At 60.1% G+C, this 24,129-nt stretch carries 24 protein-coding genes; 22 read left to right on the top strand and 2 right to left on the bottom strand.

Annotated elements, in window-relative coordinates; translation table 11 throughout:
• Both ACTQWD_RS07435 and ACTQWD_RS07440 read right to left on the bottom strand, forming a co-directional pair.
• The coding region (locus ACTQWD_RS07435) for a helix-turn-helix domain-containing protein (RefSeq protein WP_441559642.1) at nt 1-226 on the bottom strand (226 nt) is incomplete at its 3' end.
• Nucleotides 227-423: 197 nt separating this feature from the next.
• On the bottom strand, nt 424-567 hold the full coding sequence (locus tag ACTQWD_RS07440; protein WP_441016973.1) for a hypothetical protein: 144 nt from the start codon (nt 565-567) through the stop codon (nt 424-426).
• A gap of 303 nt (nt 568-870) precedes the next feature.
• Between ACTQWD_RS07440 and ACTQWD_RS07445 the strand changes: the two genes are divergently transcribed.
• From ACTQWD_RS07445 to murA, 22 genes are all read left to right on the top strand, one after another.
• Nucleotides 871-2,187: an ATP-binding protein gene (locus tag ACTQWD_RS07445; RefSeq protein WP_441559643.1), complete on the top strand. Its 1,317-nt coding sequence runs from the start codon at nt 871-873 to the stop codon at nt 2,185-2,187.
• Between the two features lie 125 nt (nt 2,188-2,312).
• Nucleotides 2,313-3,179 carry a hypothetical protein gene (locus tag ACTQWD_RS07450; protein ID WP_441559644.1) on the top strand — a complete coding sequence of 289 codons (867 nt, stop codon included), beginning with the start codon at nt 2,313-2,315 and terminating at the stop codon, nt 3,177-3,179.
• A 114-nt stretch (nt 3,180-3,293) separates the two neighbouring features.
• Nucleotides 3,294-4,187: an aldose 1-epimerase family protein gene (locus ACTQWD_RS07455; protein WP_427719707.1), complete on the top strand. Its 894-nt coding sequence runs from the start codon at nt 3,294-3,296 to the stop codon at nt 4,185-4,187.
• 287 nt (nt 4,188-4,474) lie between these two features.
• Nucleotides 4,475-5,401: a transporter substrate-binding domain-containing protein gene (locus ACTQWD_RS07460; protein ID WP_441041446.1), complete on the top strand. Its 927-nt coding sequence runs from the start codon at nt 4,475-4,477 to the stop codon at nt 5,399-5,401.
• Between the two features lie 9 nt (nt 5,402-5,410).
• Nucleotides 5,411-6,559 (top strand): amino acid ABC transporter permease, encoded by a 1,149-nt coding sequence (locus ACTQWD_RS07465; protein ID WP_441559645.1) that lies wholly within the window; start codon nt 5,411-5,413, stop codon nt 6,557-6,559.
• 22 nt (nt 6,560-6,581) lie between these two features.
• A complete protein-coding gene (locus ACTQWD_RS07470; RefSeq protein WP_154518360.1) occupies nt 6,582-7,367 on the top strand; it encodes an amino acid ABC transporter ATP-binding protein in 786 nt (261 codons plus the stop codon).
• A 72-nt stretch (nt 7,368-7,439) separates the two neighbouring features.
• Complete coding sequence (locus ACTQWD_RS07475) at nt 7,440-8,867, top strand: M20/M25/M40 family metallo-hydrolase (protein ID WP_441559646.1); 1,428 nt, start codon at nt 7,440-7,442, stop codon at nt 8,865-8,867.
• Nucleotides 8,868-9,166: 299 nt separating this feature from the next.
• On the top strand, nt 9,167-10,234 hold the full coding sequence (prfA, locus tag ACTQWD_RS07480) for a peptide chain release factor 1 (protein ID WP_154518366.1): 1,068 nt from the start codon (nt 9,167-9,169) through the stop codon (nt 10,232-10,234).
• A 629-nt stretch (nt 10,235-10,863) separates the two neighbouring features.
• Entirely contained in the window at nt 10,864-12,114 is a 1,251-nt protein-coding gene (locus ACTQWD_RS07485) for a N5-glutamine methyltransferase family protein (RefSeq protein ID WP_441559647.1), read from the top strand.
• Nucleotides 12,115-12,323: 209 nt separating this feature from the next.
• The gene (locus ACTQWD_RS07490; protein ID WP_441559648.1) at nt 12,324-13,076 is read left to right on the top strand and encodes an L-threonylcarbamoyladenylate synthase; all 753 of its coding nucleotides are present in this window, start codon (nt 12,324-12,326) and stop codon (nt 13,074-13,076) included.
• Nucleotides 13,077-13,079: 3 nt separating this feature from the next.
• Nucleotides 13,080-14,621: a glycerol kinase GlpK gene (gene glpK / locus ACTQWD_RS07495; protein WP_441554925.1), complete on the top strand. Its 1,542-nt coding sequence runs from the start codon at nt 13,080-13,082 to the stop codon at nt 14,619-14,621.
• Between the two features lie 121 nt (nt 14,622-14,742).
• Nucleotides 14,743-15,390 carry a uracil phosphoribosyltransferase gene (gene upp, locus ACTQWD_RS07500; protein WP_040359658.1) on the top strand — a complete coding sequence of 216 codons (648 nt, stop codon included), beginning with the start codon at nt 14,743-14,745 and terminating at the stop codon, nt 15,388-15,390.
• A gap of 468 nt (nt 15,391-15,858) precedes the next feature.
• The gene (locus ACTQWD_RS07505; protein WP_441031998.1) at nt 15,859-16,152 is read left to right on the top strand and encodes a hypothetical protein; all 294 of its coding nucleotides are present in this window, start codon (nt 15,859-15,861) and stop codon (nt 16,150-16,152) included.
• 45 nt (nt 16,153-16,197) lie between these two features.
• Complete coding sequence (gene atpB, locus ACTQWD_RS07510; protein ID WP_441032000.1) at nt 16,198-16,995, top strand: F0F1 ATP synthase subunit A; 798 nt, start codon at nt 16,198-16,200, stop codon at nt 16,993-16,995.
• 98 nt (nt 16,996-17,093) lie between these two features.
• Complete coding sequence (locus tag ACTQWD_RS07515) at nt 17,094-17,285, top strand: ATP synthase F0 subunit C (protein ID WP_427727739.1); 192 nt, start codon at nt 17,094-17,096, stop codon at nt 17,283-17,285.
• A gap of 21 nt (nt 17,286-17,306) precedes the next feature.
• Nucleotides 17,307-17,903 carry a F0F1 ATP synthase subunit B gene (atpF, locus tag ACTQWD_RS07520; RefSeq protein ID WP_427727741.1) on the top strand — a complete coding sequence of 199 codons (597 nt, stop codon included), beginning with the start codon at nt 17,307-17,309 and terminating at the stop codon, nt 17,901-17,903.
• Nucleotides 17,896-18,372: a F0F1 ATP synthase subunit delta gene (locus ACTQWD_RS07525; protein ID WP_427727743.1), complete on the top strand. Its 477-nt coding sequence runs from the start codon at nt 17,896-17,898 to the stop codon at nt 18,370-18,372. Before atpF ends, ACTQWD_RS07525 begins: the two co-directional genes overlap by 8 nt.
• A 2-nt stretch (nt 18,373-18,374) precedes the next feature.
• The gene (atpA, locus tag ACTQWD_RS07530) at nt 18,375-19,982 is read left to right on the top strand and encodes a F0F1 ATP synthase subunit alpha (RefSeq protein WP_427727745.1); all 1,608 of its coding nucleotides are present in this window, start codon (nt 18,375-18,377) and stop codon (nt 19,980-19,982) included.
• A gap of 5 nt (nt 19,983-19,987) precedes the next feature.
• The gene (gene atpG / locus ACTQWD_RS07535; RefSeq protein ID WP_441041458.1) at nt 19,988-20,896 is read left to right on the top strand and encodes an ATP synthase F1 subunit gamma; all 909 of its coding nucleotides are present in this window, start codon (nt 19,988-19,990) and stop codon (nt 20,894-20,896) included.
• Complete coding sequence (gene atpD / locus ACTQWD_RS07540; protein WP_441559649.1) at nt 20,896-22,350, top strand: F0F1 ATP synthase subunit beta; 1,455 nt, start codon at nt 20,896-20,898, stop codon at nt 22,348-22,350. Before atpG ends, atpD begins: the two co-directional genes overlap by 1 nt.
• A gap of 5 nt (nt 22,351-22,355) precedes the next feature.
• The gene (gene atpC / locus ACTQWD_RS07545) at nt 22,356-22,748 is read left to right on the top strand and encodes an ATP synthase F1 subunit epsilon (protein ID WP_441559654.1); all 393 of its coding nucleotides are present in this window, start codon (nt 22,356-22,358) and stop codon (nt 22,746-22,748) included.
• Nucleotides 22,749-22,836: 88 nt separating this feature from the next.
• Nucleotides 22,837-24,120, top strand: a complete 1,284-nt coding sequence (gene murA, locus ACTQWD_RS07550) for a UDP-N-acetylglucosamine 1-carboxyvinyltransferase (protein WP_441559650.1) — start codon at nt 22,837-22,839, stop codon at nt 24,118-24,120.
• Nucleotides 24,121-24,129: the final 9 nt, after the last annotated feature.

Raw genomic sequence — 24,129 nt, forward strand, 5'->3', positions numbered from 1 at the left:
AGGCGGCGGCGACCTTCTGCTCGTATGTGTACCTGGTCTGCTTGCCGTCCATGGATAGCAGCACCTCGCTTCCGAACGACCGGTATACGTAGAGCCATTGTCTCACGGTGTTGCGCGGGACCGACAGCGCCTTCGCCGCCGACTCGAAGCCGTGCCCTCGCTCGAAGAGCCCGATCGCCGCCTTCCTGGCCTCGATGTCGTGTTTCACTCTCAAGTCGACACGCATAAAAAGCCTCCCATTTCTCGTGTCCAAGAAATGGGAGGCAGTTCACAATGTGTCTGCCGCCGCCTTTGAGTTGCCCCACGCGCATTTCGTGTATTTGAAATACACGAAATTGCACTGTCGGAGCTTGCAGGCGGATAGACACTACTCGTATGGGACGGTTTTCACCGGTTGCTTGCCACCTTGGACTATGTTCGCCCCTATGCCTGCATCCGGGGCTGTGTTGATTGATGACGGCGTTCCCAGCGGGCGAGCTTAATCGTCACCAGCGTGAGCGCCCAGGCCACAAGCGAGAACGCGGCGCCCACTGCGCCCACGTACGCAATGCCAATGTTGCTTACCACGGCTCCGCCTACCGCGGTGCCGAACGAGATACCGACGTTAAACCCATGGGCTCAACCGAGCTTGCGAGTACCATCGACTTGGGATGGCGGCGGCGTGCCACGTCCATGAAGTGCGTGAAGCATGACACCGAGAAAAGGTACATGAGCAGCGCTAAGCTCATGTGACAAAGAGACAGTCCGTTTGTCACATTCCATACCTTAGAAACTTGCAAATTCTTCAAGTTTCTAAGGTAACATCTTATAAACTTGCAAAAAATGCAAGTTTATAAGATTTCATGTCTGGTCGGGCGCTAGGGAGTCTCTATGGATATCGTTCGCCGAAGCCGTTATCTTGATCGACTCATTGCTTTTCAGGATACCGACCTCATCAAAATCGTGACGGGCATACGCCGTTGTGGCAAATCAACGTTATTGGACATGATGAGGGACTATCTGGCGCAACAGGGGGTGCCAGCCGAGCGTTTGCTGACCTTTAAGATGGAATCTCTAGAGTACGCGGGAATTACGGATTATCTGACGTTTTATCGTATGGTTCGGGAGCGCATCGACGGCATCGATCATCCCTACCTGTTCTTTGACGAGCTCCAGAATGTCGAAGGTTGGGAAAAGGCGGTCAACTCGCTCCGAGTGGATTTGCCGTGCGATATCTATGTCACGGGCTCCAATGCCTTTTTGCTATCGAGCGAGCTCGCAACGCTTATCTCGGGCCGATATGTCGAGGTCAAGATGCAGCCTCTCACGTTTGGCGAATATCTTGATTTTCGCTCGATTGATGCGGTCGCCGCTGAAGGGCTTGGTGAGAGGGTCGAACTTGTTTCCAAGACGGGCGATCGCCTTAATTCAAATACCGTGCTTGAGCAGTACATAACCTATGGCGGCATGCCGTTTCTGGCCCATGATGAGCCGAGACGTGAGCTGTGTCGCGACTATATCCGTAGCCTCTACCAGACGATCGTCGCGCGCGATATCCTGTCGCGTGTGACGCGTAGGGGTCGCGGAGCTATCACCAAGCGCGATGTTCTCGAGCGGCTCTGTGCGTATCTGGCAGACAACATCTCCAACCAAACCTCGGTCAACAAAATCGTAGGGACGCTCAACGAATCAGCGGGCGGTAAGACCAACGCATCGACGGTGTCGGCATATATTGACGCTCTGGAAGAGACGTACCTGTTTACCAAAGTAAAAAGGTATGACATCAAGGGGCGGAAGCTTCTTAAGACAGGCGGTAAATATTACATAGCTGATACGGGAATTCGCAGCTATCTTGACGGATATAGAGGTAGCGATAGCGGAAGGATGCTCGAGAACGTTATCTACAACCAGCTTGTCTTTGAAGGATACGAAGTGTTTTGCGGCCATCTACGCGCGGGGGAAATCGACTTTGTCGCAATCGGCGAGGGATCAGACCGCAAATATATCCAGGTTACCGAACGGATCGATGCCGAGGTGACGAGGGAACGCGAGCTGCGACCGCTCAAGCTAAGCACGCTAGGAAAAATTCCTGATTCGTATGAGAAGATCCTGATTGTCAGGGATGGCGACCATCCAACGGACATCGATGGCATCAGAATCGTGGGGGCAGTCGACTTCTTGTTGAGAAATAAGATTACCCGCGGCTAAACGCAAACAGATCCGTTTCGATGCGACAAAGGAGCAGTCCTTTTCGCATTCCGTGCGAGCCCTCGTGCCGTCTGGGGGTATAAGGCTAGCAAGTGTTTATTTGCGAGGCCTAAGGGGCGCCCCGTATGGATATCGATAACTTTGAATGGTGGTATAGCGAGGGCGAGGTTCCGGACGAGGAGTGGGACGAGCCCGCACCGCATGACGTGTCGAGCGACGAGGACGAGAGCGGCGACGATGCCGTCGAGACGGACGCCGCTTCCGACCCGGCCGAACCCCTAACCTTTGAACAGGCCTGGGCCCAGGCTGAGGCCGACGAGGCAAAGGCCGACGCCACGGCCACACTGGGTGAGCCGGCCGACATGTCCATCTCGCCGGCAAGGACCCCACAGCCGCGTCACACTATCGACCCCGACAGCACGGCATCCTTTAGCATTCTCGACGTGCCCGCGCAGGGCGCCCAGGCGCCTGCGCCCACGCATCGCCCCGATCTGGCTCGCGAGGAAGGCGCGGGCCGGCGCTCTCCGCTCGGCCCCATCCTCATCGCCTTCATGGCCGGCGTTATCGCCTGCTCGGCAATCGGCAGCGTTTGGAGCCATGTTGAGCAGCAGCGCCAAGACGCCGCCAAGGTCGAGATCTCCGTCGAACAATCGCTCAACCGTACGCGCTCGGTGCATGTGTCGGTCGAGGTCAAGGACGGCGCGACGTGGGATACCGCGCGCGGCGACAGCCAGATGCTCATCCATATCGTGGGCCGTACGCTCAAGGGGCAAGCGATCGACGAGCACCAATACGTCAATTCCGAAGGTGACGGTATCGAGCTCAAGCCCGGCGACTACGAACTTACGGTCGATGAGCCACCTGTCGCCACCGACGGCACGCGTTTTCGTGCCTCGAAAAGAATGGTTCCCGCGAGCTTTAACTCGCGGGCGCCCGATACGGTCGACACCACCTCGCAGGGCGGGTTTGACCTTTACGTGGATACCCAGTAGGCGCTCGCCGCCCATTTCCGCTATGGCTACTCAATAATCGCCTGCCGTCCCGTCCCACCGCCAAGAGTGGGACAATAGTCCTCGACACTATTGTTTACTTTTGGAGGAAGTAGCATGTCTACCGTCACTACCATCAGGCGCGGCGGCCTCACCGCGGCCATCGATTCCATGGGCGCCCAGCTCACGAGCCTTGCCCTCAACGGCAACGAGTATCTGTGGCAGGGCGATCCCGCTTTTTGGGGCAAGCATGCGCCCATCCTGTTCCCCATTGTGGGCTCGCTGCGCAACAACACGGCGACGTCTGCGGCCGGCAGCTGCGAGATGGCGCGCCACGGCATCGCGCGTATCGTGGAGCACAAGCTGGTCGAGGTGTCGGAGGACGGTTCGTCCGTTACCTACGAGATCACCGATACGCCCGAGTCGCTCAAGGCCTTCCCGTTCCACTTTAAGCTCAACATGACCTATGCCCTGACTGGCGACGCCACTCTTACGCAGACCTTTGCCGTCACCAACACCGGCGACGTGGACCTGCCGTTTTCGGTGGGCGGCCACCCCGCATTTAACGTGCCCGTTCCCGGTGCCGAGGACGAGGCGTTCGAGGATTACGAGCTGGCGTTTACCGAGGCTTGGACTAACGAGGCCCCCATCATCACGCCCGATGGCCTTATGACGTTCGAGGGAAGCTACAAGGCTCCCGATAACTCGGACGTGCTGCCCATCACACACCGTAGCTTCGACAACGACGCCATCATGTTCACCGATACCCCGGGCTCCACGCTCACGCTGCGCAGTCGCAAGTCGGGCCACGGCGTCAAGATTGACTTTGAGGGCTTTAAGTACATTGGCGTGTGGTCTGCCGCCAACGACGCCCCGTTCGTGGCGCTCGAGCCTTGGACCGGACATACCACCATGGACACCGAGGACGACGTCTTCGAGCACAAGGTCAACACCATCACCTTGGCTCCCGGCGCCACCGACAAGCGCGCCTTCGAGGTTACGCTGCTCTAGAGGTTCCGCCGTTCTAACGAACGGCGGACCGGTCGACGCTGCGCGCCACCCAGAGCGACAATTTGTCATTAAAAAGGGAAGGCATGACCAGAAGGTCTATGCCTTGCCTTTTTCATGCCAACTTGTTCGCTCTGGGTGGCGCTCGCTGGCATTGCCGAATCATCGACGTCCCCAACGGCTACCAATCGTTTTCTGTTTGTTAATTTGTATATATGCATCTGCTGGAGGTAACGCTGAGCGGTATCCTGTTAAGTCGTTAGCATACGATTCAACAGGGAAGGCAGATTATGCATTCTCCCCATCAGCGCGACGTGCATCCACAGCCGGTGTGCAGCCGTCGCATCTTTTTGGGTAGCGCTCTTGCCGCGAGCGCTTCCGTCGTCGCCGGCGCGCTCGCCGGCTGTCAGCGCCCGTCCACGCTCAAGGTGGTTCAGCCCACGACGGGCGGCGGTCGCGACGACCTGTCCGATTCCGTGATCGGCAAGGATAAGATTCGCATCGGCATGGAGGCGGCCTACGCCCCGTACAACTGGCAGGTTTCCGAAGCCAGTGAGTACACCATCCCCATCGACAACGTACAAGGCGCCTATGCCGATGGCTACGACGTGCAGATCGCCAAGATTGTCTGCAAGGCCCTCGGTGGCGAGCCCGTTGCCGTCAAGCAGAGCTTCTCGGGCCTTATCGATTCGCTCAACAACGGCCAGATCGACCTCATCATCGCCGGTATGAGCGCCACGCCCGAGCGTGAGGAGTCGGTCGGCTTCTCCGACCCGTACTTTATTGGCTACTTTGGCCTGTTCGTAAAAGAGGGTTCCCCCTACCAAAACGCCACCAAGCTCAGTGACTTCAGCGGCGCCACGGTGCTCGGCCAAAAGGACACCATGCTCGATACCGTCATCGACGAGATCCCGGGCGTCGTTCACAAAAACCCGGTCGACTCCGTCCCCACGGTGTTCTCGAACCTGCTGCAGGGCACCTGCGACGCCGTGACGTACAACACCGAAAACGAAAAGGGCTACATGGCCCAAAATCCCGGTATCGTCCCCATTCATTTTGCCGAGGGCGAGGGCTTTAAGCAGGAGGTCGCGGCAAACGTCGGCTGCCGCAAGGGCTCGGACAAGCTGCTTAAGCTCATCGACAAGACGCTCAAGGGCGTCAGCCAGGAGGAGCGCGACCAGATGTGGGACGCGTGCCTCGACCGTCAGCCGGCATAGGGAGGCAGCATGAAAGCCATCAATCGTCTGGTCTCCTTTATCAAAGCCGATCATCGTTATGTGTACCTGGGCACGAGCGTCATCGCGGCGCTCGGACTGGCGTTTAGCCAGCGCAACCCCACGCCGCTGAGCTTCCTGGCCCCCACGGGCGTGTTCCAAGATTGCCTTTGGGCGATCCTGTGGGCGTGGCTCGTCGTGTCGACGGCGGCGCTGGTCACCAAGCTTATGCACTGGAGCGACTATCGCAAAAAGTCGCCGTTCGCATCCGAGCGTTTCCGTCGTGGAGCACGCTTGGGCAGCTACGTCGCGGTCACCATCGCGGCAGTTTTCTTTATCGACCGCTGCGTCATGTCGTTTATCGACCTGGTGCAGGTGAGCATTGTCTCGGATTCCAACCCCAGCGACTTTTTGTCGAGCCTGGTCTACATGACCTACAAAAGCGGAGACTTCTTCATTCGCGGTATCGAGATCACCATCGCGCTTGCCACCTTCGGCACCGTCATCGCCTTTTTCCTGGCACTGCTCTTTGTGTTTTTGCGCATTCAGACCTTCGATCGCGTGGACAACGACCTGGTGCGCTTCTTTAAGAGCATCGGCCGCGGCTTTACGACCGTCTACTCCACCATCGTGCGCGGTACGCCCATGATGGTCCAGGGCCTGCTCATCTATTACGCGGGCTTCACCGTTTTGCGCGGCATGGGCTTCGAGACCGCCCAGGCCAACCAGATTTGGAGTACCTTTACCGCCGGCCTCGTCACCATCTCGCTCAACTCCACCGCCTACATGATGGAGGTCCTGCGCGGCGGCATCGAGTCCATCGATCCCGGTCAGGCCGAGGCGGCGCGCTCGCTGGGTCTGTCGCAGTGGCAGGCTATGCGTAAAGTCGTGTTTCCCCAGGGCATTAAAAACGCGATTCCGGCGCTCACCAACGAGCTCATCATCAACATCAAGGACTCGTCGGTGCTCTCGGTCATCGGCGTGTTCGACCTCATGTACGCCACTACCACCGTCGCCGGCGTGTACTACCGCCAGATGGAGGTCTACTGCGTGGCACTCGTGGTCTACCTAATCCTGACGCTCGTGGCGAGCCGCCTGCTCGAGGCCTTTGGCAAAAAGCTCGGCGCCGAGGCCCCGGCCACGCTGCCCAGCTCCAACTAGGCTCAAGACGAGGAGAATCATCATGGCAGATACCGCCACTACCGGCGCTGCGGCCGCCGCACAGACCAATGAGCCGCTCATCCGCGTCGAGGGCCTGCACAAGAGCTTCGGCTCGCTCGAGGTGCTCAAGGGCATCGACCTGTCCGTTAACCCCGGCGAGGTCGTTACCATTATCGGCGCTTCGGGTTCGGGCAAATCGACCTTTCTGCGCTGCCTCAACCTGCTCGAGACCCCGGACGCGGGCCATATCTGGTTCCATGGCCAGGACCTCACGGCCGAGCGCTGCAACATTAACAAGCTGCGTGAGGACATCGGCATGGTGTTCCAGGGCTTCAACCTGTTTAACAACATGGACGTGCTCGATAACTGCACGCTTGCGCCCGTCACGCTCAAAAAGATGAGCAAGGCCGAGGCCGAAAAGGTCGCGCTGGAGCATCTGACGAGCGTGGGACTCGAAAAGTTCGCGCACGCCGCCGTGGGTCGCCTGTCCGGTGGTCAAAAGCAGCGCGTGGCCATCGCTCGTGCCCTATGCATGAATCCGCAGATCATGCTGTTCGACGAGCCGACCTCCGCACTCGACCCCGAGATCGTGGGAGAGGTGCTCGAGGTCATGCGCAAGCTCGCTGCCGACGGCATGACCATGGTCGTCGTCACGCACGAGATGGCCTTTGCCCGCACCGTGTCCGATCGCGTGGTCTTTATGGACAAGGGCGTGGTCCTCGAGGACGCCGCGCCGGCGGAGCTCTTTGGCAACCCCAAGCACCAGCGTACCCGCGAGTTCCTCTCGCGCTATCTCGAGGACAAATAACCAACCGCAAATGTTTGCATGGCAGGGCCGTTCCGGTGGGGCGGCCCTCGTCATCACAATCGAAAGGATGCCATGGCCGAGGTTTGGCGCTTCTTTGCGCATGAGGATGATTTTGCCGATTTGGACGAAGTTGGCGCGTGCGAGCGCCTGGGGCGCGTGCTGTCGTTTCCGACCGTTTCGAGTATGGATGCCGAGGCGGTGAACTGGCAGCCGTTCGATGACCTGCGCGCCTATATGCAGCAGGCGTGGCCACATGTGTTCGCGGCGGGCGAGGTCGAACTCATCGACCACTCGCTGCTGGTGACACTTGGCGGTTCCGACCCTGCCCTCAAGCCCGTTATGCTCATGGGCCACATGGACGTGGTTCCCGTGGTGCCCGGCACCGAGGCCGACTGGACGCATGCCCCCTTTAGCGGTCACGTGGACGACACCTACATTTGGGGTCGCGGCGCTATCGACATGAAAGACCAGGTTGCAGGTATTCTCGAGGCGGTTGAGTATGCGTTGGTGCACGGCTGGGAGCACGAGCGGACGCTGCTGCTCGCCTTTGGACAGGACGAGGAGACCACGCAGTATGGAGCGGGGGCCATCGGCCGCGTGCTCGAGGAGCGCGGCGTTGAACTTGAATACCTGATCGACGAGGGTGACTACCGTATTGTTTCGGCTGCCGAGTACGGCGCGGGCGAGGGCTGGCTTATGCATGCCGACCTTGCCGAGAAGGGCTATGCCGATATCGTGCTCAAGACGAAGAGCGAAGGCGGACATTCGTCCAACCCCTACGGCGGCACATCGCTCGAGGTATTGAGCCGCGCTATCGCCGCAATCTGCGATATCGAGTGGCCGACGCGCGTGACCGATCTGCTTGCCGCGCAGCTTGTCGAGTTGGGGCTCTACACGGCGGATGAGATTGCCGCCAACGGAGGCGTCATTGTTCGCGACTGCCTTGCCAGCAACAAGCTCTATCCGCTCGTGACCACTACCTGTGCGCCCACGCAGATTGAGGGCGGCAGCACTGGCGCCAACGTGATGCCGCAGGATATGTGGGCCAATATTAACTTCCGCATGCTCGAGGGCACGGGCGTGGCTGATGTTGTTGACCGTTGCTGCGAGGCCGTTGCCGCTGCGGGCCTTACCGGGCGCGTGGAGGTCGAACTTGGCCCCGGCAGCTCAGAACCTTCGCCGTCCCCACGTGTTGGCGGACCGGGGCTCGAGGCCGTTCGCACTATTGCCGCCCGCTACTTTCGTGATCAAAAGGGGGCGGAGGAAAACGTACCGAATGCGGCGGGCGGGGCTGCTGTCGGCATTGTGCCCTCAACTGTGATCGGTGCCACCGATGCGGCTAACTATCAGCGTATTTGCTCTGAATGCATTCGCTTTTCGGCGTTTGTGGTCGACGATGACGAGTGCGATCGCGGTGTCCACGGCACCAACGAGCGCATTACCCGCCGTGCCTACCTCCAGGGTGTCCACTTTTTCATCGCTCTGCTTCAAACGCTCTAGAATGTGACAAAGCGACAGTCCCTTTGTTAGCCGTTGTAGTCGTTGGGGACGTTCTTAAACGACTCGTCGTTAAGGAACGTCCCCAACGACTACGTCCACGCATTCCGTGCGGGTTATATGCAGGTTTGCCTGCGCACGCTATCATATATGGGTTAGACCGCAACTATGTACCCTATACGCGAAGGGATGCGCATGTATCTGAAAATCGACATGTTCTAGCTGGGCTTACCCCGCAACGGCGCCATGCGCCCCATCAATTCCGCCGATTTTCACCTTCACGCATATAAAGGAGTTCCGCCATGCGCGACAAGCTCGAAAAGATCATCAAGGCCTACGAGGAGCTCGAGAAGAAGCTTTCCGACCCGGCCGTCGCCTCCGACATCAAGGAGTTCACGCGTCTCAACAAGGAGTACGCGCACCAGTCCGACCTCATTGCCGCTGCGCGCGAGTACATCGGCGCGCTCGACGACATCGAGGCTGCCAAAGAAATGCTCCGTGACACTACCGATGCCGACGAGAAGGAGATGCTCCAGATGGACATCTCCGAGAACGAGGACAAGCTTCCCCAGCTCGAGGAAGACATCAAGTACATGCTCATCCCGAGTGACCCCAATGACGACAAGAACACCATCGTCGAGATCCGCTCCGCCGCAGGTGGCGACGAGGCGGCCATTTTCGCCGGTGACCTGTACAAGATGTACCAACGCTTCTGCGAGTCGCGTGGCTGGAAGACCACCGTGCTCGACTCCAGCCCCAGCGAGGCCGGCGGTTTTAAGTCCATCGAGTTCAAGGTCGAGGGCGACCGTGTCTACTCCGTCATGAAGTTCGAATCCGGCGTGCACCGTGTCCAGCGCGTTCCCAAGACCGAGTCCCAGGGCCGCATCCAGACCTCCACGGCAACTGTCGCCGTGCTTCCCGAGGCCGAGGAGATCGACGTTCAGATCAACCAGTCCGACCTGCGCATCGATACCTACTGTGCCTCCGGTCCTGGCGGTCAGTGCGTTAACACCACCTACTCCGCCGTGCGCATTACCCACCTGCCCACCAATACCGTGGTGCAGTCGCAGGAGCAGCGTTCCCAGATTCAAAACCGCGAGGTCTGCATGCAGATGCTGCGTGCCCGTCTGTACGAGATGGAACTCGAGAAGCAGCAGGCCGAGCTCGGCGCCGAGCGCCAGAGCCAGATTGGCCACGGAAACCGTTCCGAGAAGATCCGTACTTACAACCAGCCCCAGGACCGCGTGACCGACCACCGTATCGGTTTCAACTCCACCTACAACGGCGTCCTTCTGGGCGACCAACTCGGTGCCGTCATCGAGGCGCTTGCCGCCGCCGAACGTGCCGAGAAGCTGGCACAGGCCGTATAAGTTACGGCGTTTTACCAAACGCCGTAACGGCTCGACGCTGCGCGGGCCGCACCTGTACAATCTGACGTTCAACTTCAAGGGCGCGACCAGAAGGTCAGCGCCCTTTCGTTCCACGTCACCTTGTCTCAAATGCGACCCGCTCGCTGTCCGTCCTCTACCTGCGGCGGGTAGTCATTGGGGACTTATGCTCAACCTGCGGCGTCTCAGAGGTAGTCATTGGGGACGTTCTTAAATGACTAGGTTGGGTAAATTACTTTTCGAGTTTATTTAATCTACTTTGTTGGAAATTGACCTGTCTACCTGCTTAAAGTAATTAACAACCTTCATATGCTATTGAAAATATTGCTCGAAAAATCGTCCAAGAAGTCGCGGGGCCCTTTTTGGTGCGTCGCACGTCAAGTGATTTGGCAAGTTCTTGGTTAGATATTGGTCAGTTTTGGGGCAACCTTGCCAAAAGCTTGACGAATGCAAATCTAGACGTCGGCGAATGAACACTTTGAGCGAGCCCGGTGCAAAATTCTGGGCTGATTCTCGATAATCGCTTCCAATCGTCTCTCGCCGCGTGCCGCCCTCGCGTACAATCTGCTCCGACATTCGCGCGCCGCCCGGCGCTTAAGAGGGGAGGACCCATGGCAAACGAGATCTGGACCATCAGGCGTTGTCTCGAGTGGACCAAGGAGTACCTAGCCGAGCGCGGCGAAGAGCACCCCCGTCTTTCTGCCGAGTGGCTGTTGTGCGCCGCCACGGGCCTAGCGCGCATCGACTTATATATGCGTATGGACGACACGCTCGATGCAGCGCAGCTCGAGACCATGCACGCGGCGGTTGTCCGTCGCGCCAAGGGCGAGCCGCTGCAGTACATCACCGGCAGCACGCAGTTCCGCATGATCGACGTCGCGTGCGCCCCCGGCGTGCTCATTCCACGTCCCGAGACCGAGATGCTCGTCGAGGAAGTCTTCAATTATCTGGATGCCGAGGTTCTGAGCCCCGAGGCTGCCACCCGCCAGCGCGTAGAGTTGCCATGGAACGACGAGGTCGAGCAGGCGCGTAAAGCCGAAGTCGCATTGGCTGACGAACGCGCGACTGCCGAGCGCCGTGCCGCCAACCTCACGGCTGCCGATGAGGCGGCGTTGGGCGGAGACGTGCTGGGCAGCCGAGCTTATGCCGAGGAGCTGGCCGATCGTGAGGCCGAGGAAGCCGCCGCGCAGGCAGCTGAGGCCGAGACCGCGGAAGTCGCTGAGCCCGAGCTCGACGAATACGGCATTGCCATCGAAGGCGTCGAACAAGAGACGGCCCCAGTGCAGGATGCCGCCGCGTCTGTGCCTGCCGACCCCCGCATTGCCCGCGTTCTCGAGGTCGGCTGCGGCACGGGCTGCATTTCGCTCTCCCTTGCTTGGGAGCGTCGCGGCCATGTCGCCTGCACCGCTACCGATATCGAGCCGCGCGCCATCGACCTGGCCACCAAAAACCGCGATGCACTCGGGCTTACGTCCGATGAGGTCGCCTTCAGCCTCACGAACCTGGTGAGCTCTATCCCCCGCGAGGAGTGGGGCACCTTCGACGTGCTCGTTTCCAACCCGCCTTATATCCCGACTGACGTCATGCGCTCGCTGCCGCACGAGGTCAAGGACTTTGAGCCCGATTTGGCGCTCGAGGGCGGCGCCGATGGCCTTGATATCTTCCGCCGCCTGCTCAATGCGGCGCCCTATATGCTGCGCGCCGGCGGCCTGTTTGCCTGCGAGCTCTATGAGGGCGCCCTCGACGCCGCGGCCGAGCTCTGCCGCCAGGCGGGTCTTTCGGACGTACGCATCGTCCGTGACCTCACCGATCGTCCCCGCATCGTTCGAGCTATCGTCACCGAGCCCAAGCAACGTCAGTAAAGTACGAAGCGTATTGGTGGCGCGGTGGCGGGAGCGCTGCGCCGGAAATGTAAAGAGGCTTGTCACGGCTCAATTACCCCTCACTTTCACCGACTGCTATAGCCGCTCACCAAACCAACATGCGCTGTGGACAAATAGGTTAAACGTTTCGTGCGAGAATGCCCCTCAGTAAACAAACTTTCACCAGAGTGTAAGGGGCTGGCATACACATGCAGACGGTCTATCGGGTATTCGAGGGAGCGCGCGAGCCGCATCGGCTCGCCGTCGAGCGTACGGCCGAGGTGCTCGGCCGTGGCGGCCTGGCCCTGATTCCAACCGAGACCGTCTATGGCGTCGCTGTGGCAGTCAACGCCTTCTCGGACGCCGTGCCCCAAGATACAATCGAATCTCTGCCGTGGCCGCGCGATCCGCAGGCTGCCGTCAACGGCGCCGCGGTGCCCGCGCTCGGTACCGGCTACCGTCGCATCTTTACCCTCAAGCAGCGTGAGCTCACCCAAACGGTCGCCTGGCTGGTCGATGATGCCGAGGCCCTCGACCGCTACGGCGTGGATATCCCAGAAGAGGCACGCATACTTGCCCGACGATGCTGGCCGGGCGCCCTGACTATTGTGGTCAAGGCGGCTCCCTGCGTGCCGACCTTTATGCGTGCCGCCGACGACACGGTGGCTCTTCGCGCGTCGGCCTCGCCCGTGGTACAGGCGCTCATCTGCACCTGTGGCAGCCCACTTGCCTGTACGAGCGCCAATACACACGGCGCGCCCGCACCGGCAAGCTTTGCCGACGTTGAAGACCGCATTCTAGAAGGGGTCGACGTGGCCGTCGACGCGGGCGAGACGCCGTGCCGCGACGCTTCGACCATCGTGTCGTTCCAGCACGGCGGGCTTCAGATCCTGCGCCAAGGCGCACTTCCCGCATCAGAGATTGAGCGGGTCCTGTCCGACCCGATGCATAGAAAGGTGTAAGCGATGTCGTTGAATCTGGGCAGCCTGGGCATGGAAGATGCCTCGTTTGACTTTGGCGGTTCCTACATCATGGCGCTCGACTGCGGCACCACCTCGGTACTTGCGACCATCGTCGACGAGTACGGCTGCATCGTCGCCCAAGCGCGCCGCAGCGTCAAAACCAGCTTCCCGCGTCCCGGCTGGGTGGAGCAAGACCCCATGGCGGTCCTTGCCAGCCAGATTGCGGTCATGATGGAGGTTCAGTTTAAGAGCGGGATTCATTCCGATCGCATCGCCGCCATCGGTATCTCCAATCAGCGTGAGACCACGGTGGTATGGGACCGCGTGAGCGGCCAGCCCATCTATAACGCCATCGTATGGCAGTGCCGTCGCACCGCGTCTCTGATCGATAATTTGGTTGAGCAGGGCGCAGAAGAGCTGGTGCGCTCCCGCACGGGGCTTACGCTCGACCCGTATTTCTCGGCCTCCAAGGTGCAGTGGATTCTCGACAACGTTGACGGCGCACGCGAGAGCGCGGCGGTGGGCGACCTCATGTTTGGCACCATCGACACCTGGCTCATCTACAACCTCACCGGCGGTCAGGTTTTTGCCACCGACTACACCAATGCCAGCCGCACGGCACTCTTTAATATCCATACGCTCGATTGGGACGACGACCTGCTGGCGCTCTTTGACGTTCCGCGTTCCATGATGCCCGAGGTTCGCTGGAGCTCGGGCGACTACGGCCGCGTCGCGAGCGACATCATGACCAACATGCCACCCATCATGGGTGTGGCGGGCGACCAGCAGGCGTCGCTGTTCGGCCACTGCTGTTTCCGTCCCGGCCAGACCAAAAACACCTATGGTACTGGTTGCTTTATGCTCATGAACACCGGCGACGAGGTCGTCGAATCCAAGAACGGTCTGGTCTCCACCATCGGTATCGCCGCGGACGGGAAGATCAGCTATGCACTCGAGGGTTCCATCTTTGCCGCCGGCTCCACCATGAACTGGCTTCGCAACAACATGGGCATCATCTCGAGCGTGAGCGAGTCTGCACAACTCGCCGCTTCGATTAACGACAACGAGGGCTGCTACTTCGTTCCCGCCTTTGCGGGTTTGGGCGCTCCCTGGTGGGACCCGCGTGCCCGCGGTATCGTGTGCGGTCTGACCGGCGCCTCGAGCCGTGCGACCATCGTACGTGCCGCCTGCGAATCCATGGCATATCAGAGCTACGACGTGCTGCGCGCCATGGAGCAGGACGTGGGGCTTTCGATCGAACGCCTGTCTGTCGATGGCGGCGCGTCGCGCAACGAGTTCATCATGCAATTCCAGGCCGACCTGCTGGATATCCCCGTGCTGCAATGCGAGACGGTGGAGACCACGGCAATCGGTGCCGCGTACTTGGCGGGCCTTGCCGTCGGCTATTGGGAAGACCTGGAAGAGCTGGAGCAAAATGCCCAGATCGTTAGGACCTTCCTTCCCCACATGTCCGCCGAGCGCCGCGAGCAAAACCTTGCGGGCTGGCGCGATGCGGTCAAGCGCTCGCTCAGTACCGCACAGTAGGGCTGCGACGGGCCACTCGATACAGCAAACCGCTAAACTTGTGTATGGCGCGCGGCGGCAACATCGCTGCGCGCTTTGTCAGCAAGGCCATTTTGTGGCCGCAACGAAAGGGGCAAGACCCATGACCGTCACCTACGATGCGTCCCGTGTGACGCTTGTCGATCATCCGCTCGTTCAGCACAAGCTGTCGATCCTGCGCGACAAAAACACCGGCACCAATCAGTTCCGCCAGCTCGTGCGCGAACTCGCGCTTTTTGACGGCTACGAGGCCATGCGCGACCTGCCTATGGAAGACGTCGAGGTCGAGACCCCCATCACTACCGCCACGTTCAAACAGCTCGCCGGCAAGAAACTCGCCATCGTGCCCATCCTGCGTGCGGGCCTTGGCATGGTCGACGGCATCCTCGACCTGGTGCCCTCCGCTCGCGTGGGCCACATCGGTATGGAGCGCGACGAGGTTACCCACGAACCGCATGAGTATTACTGCAAGATGCCCAAGGATATCGACCAGCGCATCTGCCTGGTTGTCGACCCCATGCTCGCCACGGGCGGTTCGGCCGAGATGGCCATCAGCTACCTGCGCGAGCGCGGTGTCAAGGACATCCGCATGCTGTGCATCGTCGCGGCCCCCGAGGGCCTCAAGTCGCTGACCGAGAAGGACCCAGATGTGCATATCTATACCTGTGCCATCGACGACCATCTCAACGAGGCTGCCTACATCGTTCCCGGCCTCGGCGACGCCGGCGACCGCATCTACGGCACGCTCTAGTCGCCAGGCATGGGCAGCTGCACGTGCTCATTCGTGCATGATTGGTGCGTGCGGGTGTACGAGTGACGCCTGCACGCATATTTATGAGTGTCGTCGCAGCCACCGAGGGCCCAAAACGCGCTATACCGTAGGTACGGTATAAAGAGTGTCTTAAGAAAATGTACAGTTGTGTATTAACTTACGTTTTCCCACTTGTCATCGCGTGTTCGGTTCGTACAATAGTCAACAACGCTGTCGCGCTGCGCTTACGCGGGTGCGGCGGCGTTTGTCAAGTACGCTCGTCGGCCATCGCGACCCATTCGTCCTCAGTGCTCGGCCTTTTGTCCGTTTGACACCCCAAGGGGCTAAAGACGCGATTAAGGTTGGGTAACAGTGCATTGATTTTGCAATCATGCGCCCTAAAATACTAGGACGATGTGAGCGGGGTATGGCTCCATGTGGGCTATATGTCGCGAGAAGGGAAGGCACATGCCGGTTGAGCTGGCAGGCCACGTGCCGTTCATCGCAACGGGATTCGTCGTCGGTCTTGTTGCATTTTTGCCGTTGTACCTTGCGCTTGCTTCGGTGCTGGCGCATCGACGCGATGCCAACATGACGGTAGGCATGTTGGGTATCATGGTGTCGTTTGCGGTGCTCTTTATGGGCGTCGTAATTGTGCACCTGGTAGCCCCCGTGGCGCTCATCGCCTTTTTGTGCGGCGAGCTCGCCGGGTTTTTGATTTGTTGGATCGTGATCGCCTGCATGGTGATTATGAAGGATTAAAGGCGTTGCCCCACCTTGGTGCGGGCAAACAGGGAAGGTGGAATCTTGGACGCATTTGCCAAGTTACCCAGCGCGATCGCCGAGCTCGTCGCTGAGTTCTCCTCGGCTCCGGTCGTGGGTGACCTTAACGCGGGCCTGACGCAGTACTCGTTCTGGCTGCTTATCGCCGCTGTCGTCATGTTCGTGGTCTTTTTCGCGTTTACTAAGAAGCAGAAGGTTGTCCCCGAGGGCTTCTTCGTTAACGGCGTCGAGTGGGTCATCGAGTACGTGCAGGACGATATCGCCAAGGGTGTCGTTGGCGACAACTGGAAGAAGCACTTCCCGTTTTTGGCCTCGCTGTTCTTCTTTATCCTGATCAACAACTTTATCGGCCTCATCCCCGGCATGAAGCCCGGCACCGGTGCCATCGGCTGTACCGCCGCCCTCGCACTCGTATCGTTTGTGTACTTCATCTATTTCGGTATCAAGAAGCACGGCTTCTTTGGGTACTTCAAGAGCCTCGCCCCTGCGGGCGTCGCCTTCCCCATGAACGTCTTCGTGTGGGTCATCGAGCTCTTCTCGCTGTGCCTGCGCCTGGTCACGCTCGCCGTCCGTCTGTTCTGCAACATGTTCGCCGGCCACATCGTCATGGGCTCGTTCGCCATCATGGCCACGCTCTTTGCCCAGCCGATGCTGGAGCACTTTACGGCCATGAACGCCGTGGGCGCCCTGCCCAGCGTGGCGTGGGTTTTGATTCTTTTGGTAATCTACGCCGTCGAGCTGATCGTTGCCTTTGTTCAGGCATACGTTTTTACGGTCCTCGAGGCCGTGTACATTCAGATCGCTGAGGCTGACGCCCACTAGCGGTCGCATTTATTTGGTGTTCGGAGGCGCGGCACCCGCGTGCGCCTCTACAACATAGGTATTTATCCTGCGCACACGCGCACGACAAAGGAGGAATCGTGGGAGTTATCGGATATGGTCTCGGCGTTATCGGTGCCGGTCTCGCAATTGGTCTTGCAGCACTCGGTGCTACGGGCGCTATGGCTCGTCAGCCTGAGGTCCAGGGCCGTGCCTTCACCGTCTTCATTCTTGCATCTGCATTCACCGAGGCTCTGGGCCTGATCGGCTTCGTCGTTACGCTGATTTCGTAATTGAGCACGAAGGTAGTCGCCATGAAGCATTTCAACCACGCGAAAGTCGCTGCTGCGCTGACGGGCGCCATGCTCGCCATGCCGGTGTCGGCATTCGCCGAGGAGTCTGAGAACAAGGCCGAGATCCTCGTCCCCAAGATGGCGGAATTCGTCCCTGCACTCATTGCCTTCCTCATCATCTTCATCGTTTTGGCCAAGTTCGCCTGGCCGCAGATTCTGCAGACGATGGAAGAGCGCGGCAAGCGCATCAAGGACAGCCTCGATGAGGCTGAGACCACCAAGCGCAAGGCCATCGAGGCCCGCAAGGAGTCCGACGCCCTCCTCACCGACGCCCGTCGTCAGGCTGCCGACATCGTGACCGCCGCCCGTCAGGACGCCGAGTCCGAGCGCGCCCGCATTATCGCCAAGGCTCACGAGGAGGCCGAGGACATCATTGCCAAGGCCCACGCCAACGCCGAGGACGAGCGCAACTCCATCTATGCCGCCGCTGCCGGCTCCATCGCCGATCTTTCCGTCTCCGTTGCGACCAAGATTGTCGGCGAGGCCCTCGAGAACGACGACGAGCAGCGTCGTCTGATCGAGCGCTACATAAAGGAAGCAGGTAGCCTGAATGCCTAACAGCCGCATGGAGAACAGGGTTCTCGAGACCTATGCACGCACCCTCCTGGAGGCCGCTAAGGCCGAGGGCCGTGTGTTCCGCGATCTTCACGAGCTTGAGGTCATCGCGAACGCCAGCCCCGAGGTGCTTGCTGTCCTCGGTACCGTGTTCGAGCGCGGCCAGCTCGATCTTCTGCCGCAGATTGCATCGGCTTATCGGATGGTAACCGCGACCGACGAGGACGTCGTAGGCGTCACCGTCACCACGGCTGTCCCGCTCGATGACGAGCTGCGCCGCACGATTACCGAGAAATGCGAGGCCGATCTAAAACGCAAGGTGTTCCTGATCGAGAAGGTCGATCCGTCCATCATCGGCGGTCTGATTCTCGAGGCCCGCGGCCAGCGTCGCGACGTTACCGTCAAGACCCAGCTGCGCGCAGCGCGTGAGGCCCTCGGTTCCACGATTTTGAATAACGGAGGTGAAGCCTAGTTATGTCCGATACCCTCAATGCCGAAAGCATCGCCCGCGCCCTGCAGGCGAAGCTCGATGGCCTGGCGGCTACCGTCGACACGCAAGAGGTTTCCCATGTTGACGAGGTTGGCGACGGCATCGCGCGCGTCTCGGGACTGCGCAACGCCATGGCCGGCGAGCTCTTGGAGTTCAAGAGCTCCGAGACCGGCGAGACCGTCTACGGCCTTGCCCAGAACCTCGACCGCGATGAGGTCGGTGCTGTTCTGTTCGGCGCCGTCAACGTCATCAAGGAAGGCGACGAGTGCCGTACCACCGGTCGCGTCATGGATATTCCCGTGAGCCGCGCCATGCTCGGTCGCGTCGTCAACCCGCTGGGTCAGCCCATCGACGGCCTGGGCGATATCGTCGCCACGCACCGTCGCCCCATCGAGTTCAAGGCCCCCGGCGTTATCGACCGCACCCCGGTCTGCGAGCCGGTTCAGACTGGTCTGCTCGCTATCGACTCCATGGTTCCTATCGGCCGTGGCCAGCGTGAGCTCATCATCGGCGACCGTAAGACCGGCAAGACCGCCATCGCGATCGATGCCATCCTCAACCAGCGCGGTAAGGACATGGTCTGCATCTACGTCGCTATCGGCCAGAAGGCCTCTACGGTTGCCAACATCCGTGAGACCCTCGCCCAGCACGGCGCACTCGACTACACCATCATCGTCTCGGCTACCGCTGCCGACTCGGCCCCTATGCAGTACATCGCCCCTATGGCCGGTGCCGCTATCGGCGAGTTCTTTATGTACAACGGCGAGAACGGCGAGCCCGCCAGCGAGACCAACCCCGGCGGCCATGTGCTCGTCATCTACGATGACCTATCCAAGCAGGCTGTCGCCTATCGTCAGATGTCGCTGACGCTGCATCGTCCGCCCGGACGCGAGGCCTATCCTGGCGACATCTTCTACCTGCACTCTCGCCTGCTCGAGCGTGCCGTCAAGATGTCCAAGAAGAACGGCTACGGATCCATGACGGCCCTGCCGGTCATCGAGACCCAGGACGGCGACGTTTCGGCCTACATTCCGACCAACGTCATTTCCATTACCGATGGTCAGATCTACCTGCAGTCCGAGCTCTTCTTCCAGGGCCAGCGCCCGGCAGTCGACGTCGGCATCTCGGTGTCGCGCGTCGGTGGCTCCGCTCAGACCAAGGCCATGAAGCAGGTCGCCGGCAACCTCCGTCTGGACCTTGCCGCCTACCGTGAGCTCGCCGGTTTTACCCAGTTCGGTTCCGACCTGGATGCAGCCACCCAAAAGCAGCTTACCCACGGTGCGCACATGACCGAGCTTCTTAAGCAGCCGCGCTTTAAGCCGTTCGACGTCGCCGAGCAGATCGTTACGCTGTTCGCCGGCAACGAGGGCTTTATCGACGACCTGCCCCTTTCCGAGGTGCTGCCGTTCCGCGCCGAGCTGCTCGAGTACATGAATGCTGGCTTTGGCGGCTTGCTGCAGAAGGTCCGTACCAACAAGATCGACGGCGAGACCAAAGAGCAGCTGCTTCAGGCCATCACCGATTTCAAGAACGAGTACGCCTCCAAGCATGCCTCCACCGCGAGCGCAGCTGAGGGCGCAGAGGAGAACTAAGCTCTATGGCTAACCTTCGCGACATTAAGAAGCGAATCTCCTCGGTCACGAGCACCAAGCAGATCACGCGCACGATGGAGATGGTCTCTACGGCCAAGATCCGTCGCGCGCTCGATCGAGCCACGCAGGCTGAGCCCTACAAGAAGGCGCTCACCGACGTCATGCACACCGTTGCGAGCGATACAGAGACTGTCGGCGACAACCCCATGCTCAAGACGCATGAGGAGTTCAAGCGCGGTCTGATCATCGCGATCACGTCCGATCGCGGTCTGGCGGGCGGCTTCAACGTCAACGTTGAGCGCACCTGCGAGAAAATCGCTCGCGAATGGGCACATGATGGCGCCGAGTGCGAGATCATCGCATGCGGTCGCAAGGCGAGCGAGTATTTCCGCAGCCGTGCCAACACGGTCATGCACTTCGAGGGTTCCTCGGCCGACCCGAGCCTCGAGGATGCCCGCATGATCGCGAGCTATATCTGCGACGAGTACTCCAAGGGTCAGCTCGACCGCGTCGAGATCGTGTACCATCACGCTCGCAACCGCGTCGATCAGGTTCTTCGTACCGAGCATTTGCTTCCGCTCGACCCCGAGATGATCGCCATGGCACATGGCCCGCGCAAGAACGCAGACGAGGGCCCCGAGCGCGTTTCGTCCTCGTTCAAGTTCGTGCCGAGCGCCCAGCATGTGTTGGCTGAGCTGGTCCCCAGCTACATCCTGACCGTCATTCACCAGGCGCTGATCGATTCGGCCGCCGCCGAGCAGGGTGCGCGCCGTAAGGCCATGCACTCCGCCACGGAGAACGCGTCGTCGATCATCTCGACTCTTACCCGTACGTATAACCGCGTGCGTCAGGCTTCCATTACCACGGAGATCAACGAGATCGTGGGCGGAGCCGCAGCATTGGAGGAACACTAATGGCAGATACCACCGTTAAAGCGGCGGTCGAGGAGGCCACGGCACGTCAGACGGCCGGTGAGGGACGTATCGTCCGTATCATCGGCGCAGTTGTCGACGTTAAGTTCGATGGCGCTGTCCCCTCGATCTACAACGCGCTCACGGTCGAGGCCGATACGCCGATGGGTCACATCAGCACCATCCTGGAGGTTGAGTCTCAGCTTCCCGGCGGTGTCGTTCGTACCGTCGCCATGACGTCGACCGACGGCTTGCAGCGCGGCGTCGTCGCGGTCGACACCGGCGCACCCATGAAGATGCCCGTCGGCCCCGAGACCCTCGGCCGCATTTGGAATGTTATGGGCCAGCCTGTCGATGGCAAGCCCATGCCCCAGATCGATGAGTTTTATCCCATCCATCACCCGGCACCTCATTTCGACGAGCTCACTACCAAGACCGAGATCTTCGAGACCGGCATTAAGGCCGTCGACCTGCTCGAGCCCTACATCCGTGGCGGCAAGACGGGTCTGTTTGGCGGCGCCGGCGTCGGCAAGACCGTTCTGATTCAGGAGCTCATCAACAACCTCGCCCAGGAGCATGGCGGCACCTCGGTGTTCACCGGCGTCGGCGAGCGTACCCGTGAGGGTACCGACCTGTTCCTCGAGATGAGCGAGTCTGGCGTTATCGACAAGACCTGCTTGGTCTACGGTCAGATGAACGAGCCGCCTGGAGCGCGTCTGCGCATCGGTCTGGCCGGCCTCACCACCGCCGAGTACTTCCGCGATCGTGGCCAGGACGTCCTGCTGTTCATCGATAACATTTTCCGCTTCTCCCAGGCCGGTTCCGAGGTTTCCGCCCTTCTGGGCCGTATGCCGTCCGCCGTTGGCTACCAGCCCACGCTGGCTACCGAGATGGGCGACCTCCAGGAGCGCATCACCTCGACCAAGACGGGTTCCATCACCTCCGTTCAGGCTGTCTACGTCCCTGCAGACGACCTGACCGACCCGGCTCCCGCCACGACGTTTACACACCTCGACGCCACGACCGTTCTTTCGCGTTCCATCGCCGAGCTCGGTCTGTATCCCGCAATCGATCCCTTGGCTTCCTCTTCCGACGCCCTGGATCCCTCGATTGTCGGCGAGGAGCACTATCGTGTGGCCGTTAAGGTCCAGGAGCTCCTGCAGGAGTACTCCGACCTTCAGGACATCATCGCCATTCTTGGTATGGACGAGCTTTCAGAGGAGCAGCGCCTTACGGTCAACCGTGCCCGTAAGCTCCAGCAGTTCCTGTCTCAGTCCTTCCACGTCGCCGAGCAGTTCACCGGCAACCCCGGTGTCTACATCCGTGTCGAGGACACGGTCCGCTCGTTTGCCGCCATTGTCGACGGCGAGTGCGACGACCTGCCCGAGCAGGCGTTCCGTTATGCGTCCACGATTGACGACGTGCGCGAGCGCGCCGCCAAGATGGAGGAGAAGTAGTGGCTATGCAAATCCGCATCGTGTGTCCGGAGAGCTGCGCCTATGAAGGCGAGGCGGCATTTGTCGCCCTGCCTTCCACGGACGGCGAGTTCGGCATTCTTCCGCGTCACGCTAGCGAGATCTGCACGATTGATCGCGGCTACATTCGCGTTTGTGATAAGCAAATGGGCACCGTCGACCACACGTTTGCTGTGGACGGCGGCTATGCCCAGGTTGCGGACGATGTCGTGATTGTCCTCGCCGAGCGCGCTTGCGATTTGGCGACCGTCGATGCCGACAAGCTTAAAGCTGATATTCAAGGTTTTGAAGAGAAGCTGGGTAATTTGTCGGAGGATGATGCACGCTGCGCCTACCTCTATAATGAAATCGCATGGTGTAAGCTCATGCTTGCCCAATAGTCAAACGATTTGGCGTTCGACCATTTGCGAACACATCATGCCCGGGATGGCCCAGCCATCCCGGGCATGCTTTTTGAAAGGGTAGACCTTGGATATTATCCGTGTTGAAGGTGGCCACACCATCGGAGGCTCCGTGCCCGTTTCGGGTGCAAAGAACTCTGCACTCAAACTCATGGCGGCAACGCTTCTGGCACCGGGGAAGACGACGCTGCAGAACGTGCCCGATATCTCGGATGTCCATGTTATGGGCAAGGTGCTCAAGGGTATGGGCGCCAAGATTGACGTTCTCGATGAGCATACGCTCGTGATCGACACTTCTCAGGTTGATTCCTGGGAGGCTCCCTACGAGCTTGTCGCCAAGATGCGCGCCTCCACGGCCGTGATGGGTCCCCTGCTGGGCCGTTTCCATCGTGCCAAGATTGCCATGCCGGGTGGCTGCAATCTGGGTGCCCGTAAGATCGACATGCACATCTTGGGTCTTGAGGCGCTGGGCGTAGAATTCGACACTGCACACGGTTACATCAATGCCAACGCTCCTCAGGGGTTGCGTGGTACCACGGTTACGCTTGAATTTGCCAGCGTCGGCGCTACCGAGAACCTCATCATGGCGGCCGTGCGCGCACAAGGCACTACGGTTATCGATAATGCGGCTCGCGAGCCCGAGATCGTCGACCTTGCCAACATGCTCAACGAGATGGGCGCCAAGATTGTTGGCGCCGGCACGCCCGTCGTGACCATCGAAGGTGTGGACGAACTGCATCCCGTTACCCATCGCGTGGTGGGCGACCGCATCGAGGCCGGCACCTTTATCGTTGCCGGTGCCCTGATGGCCGATGACCGCGGTGTCGACGTTACGGGCTTTTGCCCCATTCACTTGGGCATGGTGCTCAAGAAGATGGAGCTCATGGGTATCGAGTGTGAGCGAATCGAGAATGGCGTTCACGTGAGTCGTGTCGAGCGCATCAGGCCGGTCGATATTCAGACACTTCCGTTCCCGGGCTTCCCGACGGACATGCAGGCGCAGATCATGGTGCTTTCCGCTCTTGCTGATGGCAGCTCTGTGATTACCGAGAATATCTTCGAGAACCGCTTCATGTTCGCGTCGGAGCTGGTCCGTATGGGCGCGGATATCCGCATCGAAAGCCATCACGCCATGATTCATGGCGTCAAGGGATTCTCGGGTGCACAGGTTACCTCGCCTGATCTGCGCGGCGGCGCCGCGCTCGTCGTTGCTGGCCTTATCGCCGACGGCGTTACCGAGGTCTCGGCCATCCATCACATCAAACGTGGCTATGAGCAGTTTGTCGAAAAACTGCAGGCACTTGGTGCAAACGTCGAGCACGCCACTGTTCCCGATCCCGTCATCTACTAATGCAGGTTG

It is taken from the genome of Collinsella sp. LCP19S3_B6, assembly GCF_052121815.1.
Lineage (GTDB): Bacteria > Actinomycetota > Coriobacteriia > Coriobacteriales > Coriobacteriaceae > Collinsella.

Excerpts from the sequence above, each read along its gene's own strand:
- ACTQWD_RS07445 (WP_441559643.1), top strand. The coding sequence starts at position 871 with ATGGATATCGTTCGCCGAAGCCGTTATCTTGATCGACTCATTGCTTTT.
- ACTQWD_RS07450 (WP_441559644.1), top strand. The coding sequence starts at position 2,313 with ATGGATATCGATAACTTTGAATGGTGGTATAGCGAGGGCGAGGTTCCG.
- ACTQWD_RS07455 (WP_427719707.1), top strand. The coding sequence starts at position 3,294 with ATGTCTACCGTCACTACCATCAGGCGCGGCGGCCTCACCGCGGCCATC.
- ACTQWD_RS07460 (WP_441041446.1), top strand. The coding sequence starts at position 4,475 with ATGCATTCTCCCCATCAGCGCGACGTGCATCCACAGCCGGTGTGCAGC.
- ACTQWD_RS07465 (WP_441559645.1), top strand. The coding sequence starts at position 5,411 with ATGAAAGCCATCAATCGTCTGGTCTCCTTTATCAAAGCCGATCATCGT.
- ACTQWD_RS07470 (WP_154518360.1), top strand. The coding sequence starts at position 6,582 with ATGGCAGATACCGCCACTACCGGCGCTGCGGCCGCCGCACAGACCAAT.
- ACTQWD_RS07475 (WP_441559646.1), top strand. The coding sequence starts at position 7,440 with ATGGCCGAGGTTTGGCGCTTCTTTGCGCATGAGGATGATTTTGCCGAT.
- prfA (WP_154518366.1), top strand. The coding sequence starts at position 9,167 with ATGCGCGACAAGCTCGAAAAGATCATCAAGGCCTACGAGGAGCTCGAG.
- ACTQWD_RS07485 (WP_441559647.1), top strand. The coding sequence starts at position 10,864 with ATGGCAAACGAGATCTGGACCATCAGGCGTTGTCTCGAGTGGACCAAG.
- ACTQWD_RS07490 (WP_441559648.1), top strand. The coding sequence starts at position 12,324 with ATGCAGACGGTCTATCGGGTATTCGAGGGAGCGCGCGAGCCGCATCGG.
- glpK (WP_441554925.1), top strand. The coding sequence starts at position 13,080 with ATGTCGTTGAATCTGGGCAGCCTGGGCATGGAAGATGCCTCGTTTGAC.
- upp (WP_040359658.1), top strand. The coding sequence starts at position 14,743 with ATGACCGTCACCTACGATGCGTCCCGTGTGACGCTTGTCGATCATCCG.
- ACTQWD_RS07505 (WP_441031998.1), top strand. The coding sequence starts at position 15,859 with ATGCCGGTTGAGCTGGCAGGCCACGTGCCGTTCATCGCAACGGGATTC.
- atpF (WP_427727741.1), top strand. The coding sequence starts at position 17,307 with ATGAAGCATTTCAACCACGCGAAAGTCGCTGCTGCGCTGACGGGCGCC.
- ACTQWD_RS07525 (WP_427727743.1), top strand. The coding sequence starts at position 17,896 with ATGCCTAACAGCCGCATGGAGAACAGGGTTCTCGAGACCTATGCACGC.
- atpA (WP_427727745.1), top strand. The coding sequence starts at position 18,375 with ATGTCCGATACCCTCAATGCCGAAAGCATCGCCCGCGCCCTGCAGGCG.
- atpG (WP_441041458.1), top strand. The coding sequence starts at position 19,988 with ATGGCTAACCTTCGCGACATTAAGAAGCGAATCTCCTCGGTCACGAGC.
- atpD (WP_441559649.1), top strand. The coding sequence starts at position 20,896 with ATGGCAGATACCACCGTTAAAGCGGCGGTCGAGGAGGCCACGGCACGT.
- atpC (WP_441559654.1), top strand. The coding sequence starts at position 22,356 with ATGCAAATCCGCATCGTGTGTCCGGAGAGCTGCGCCTATGAAGGCGAG.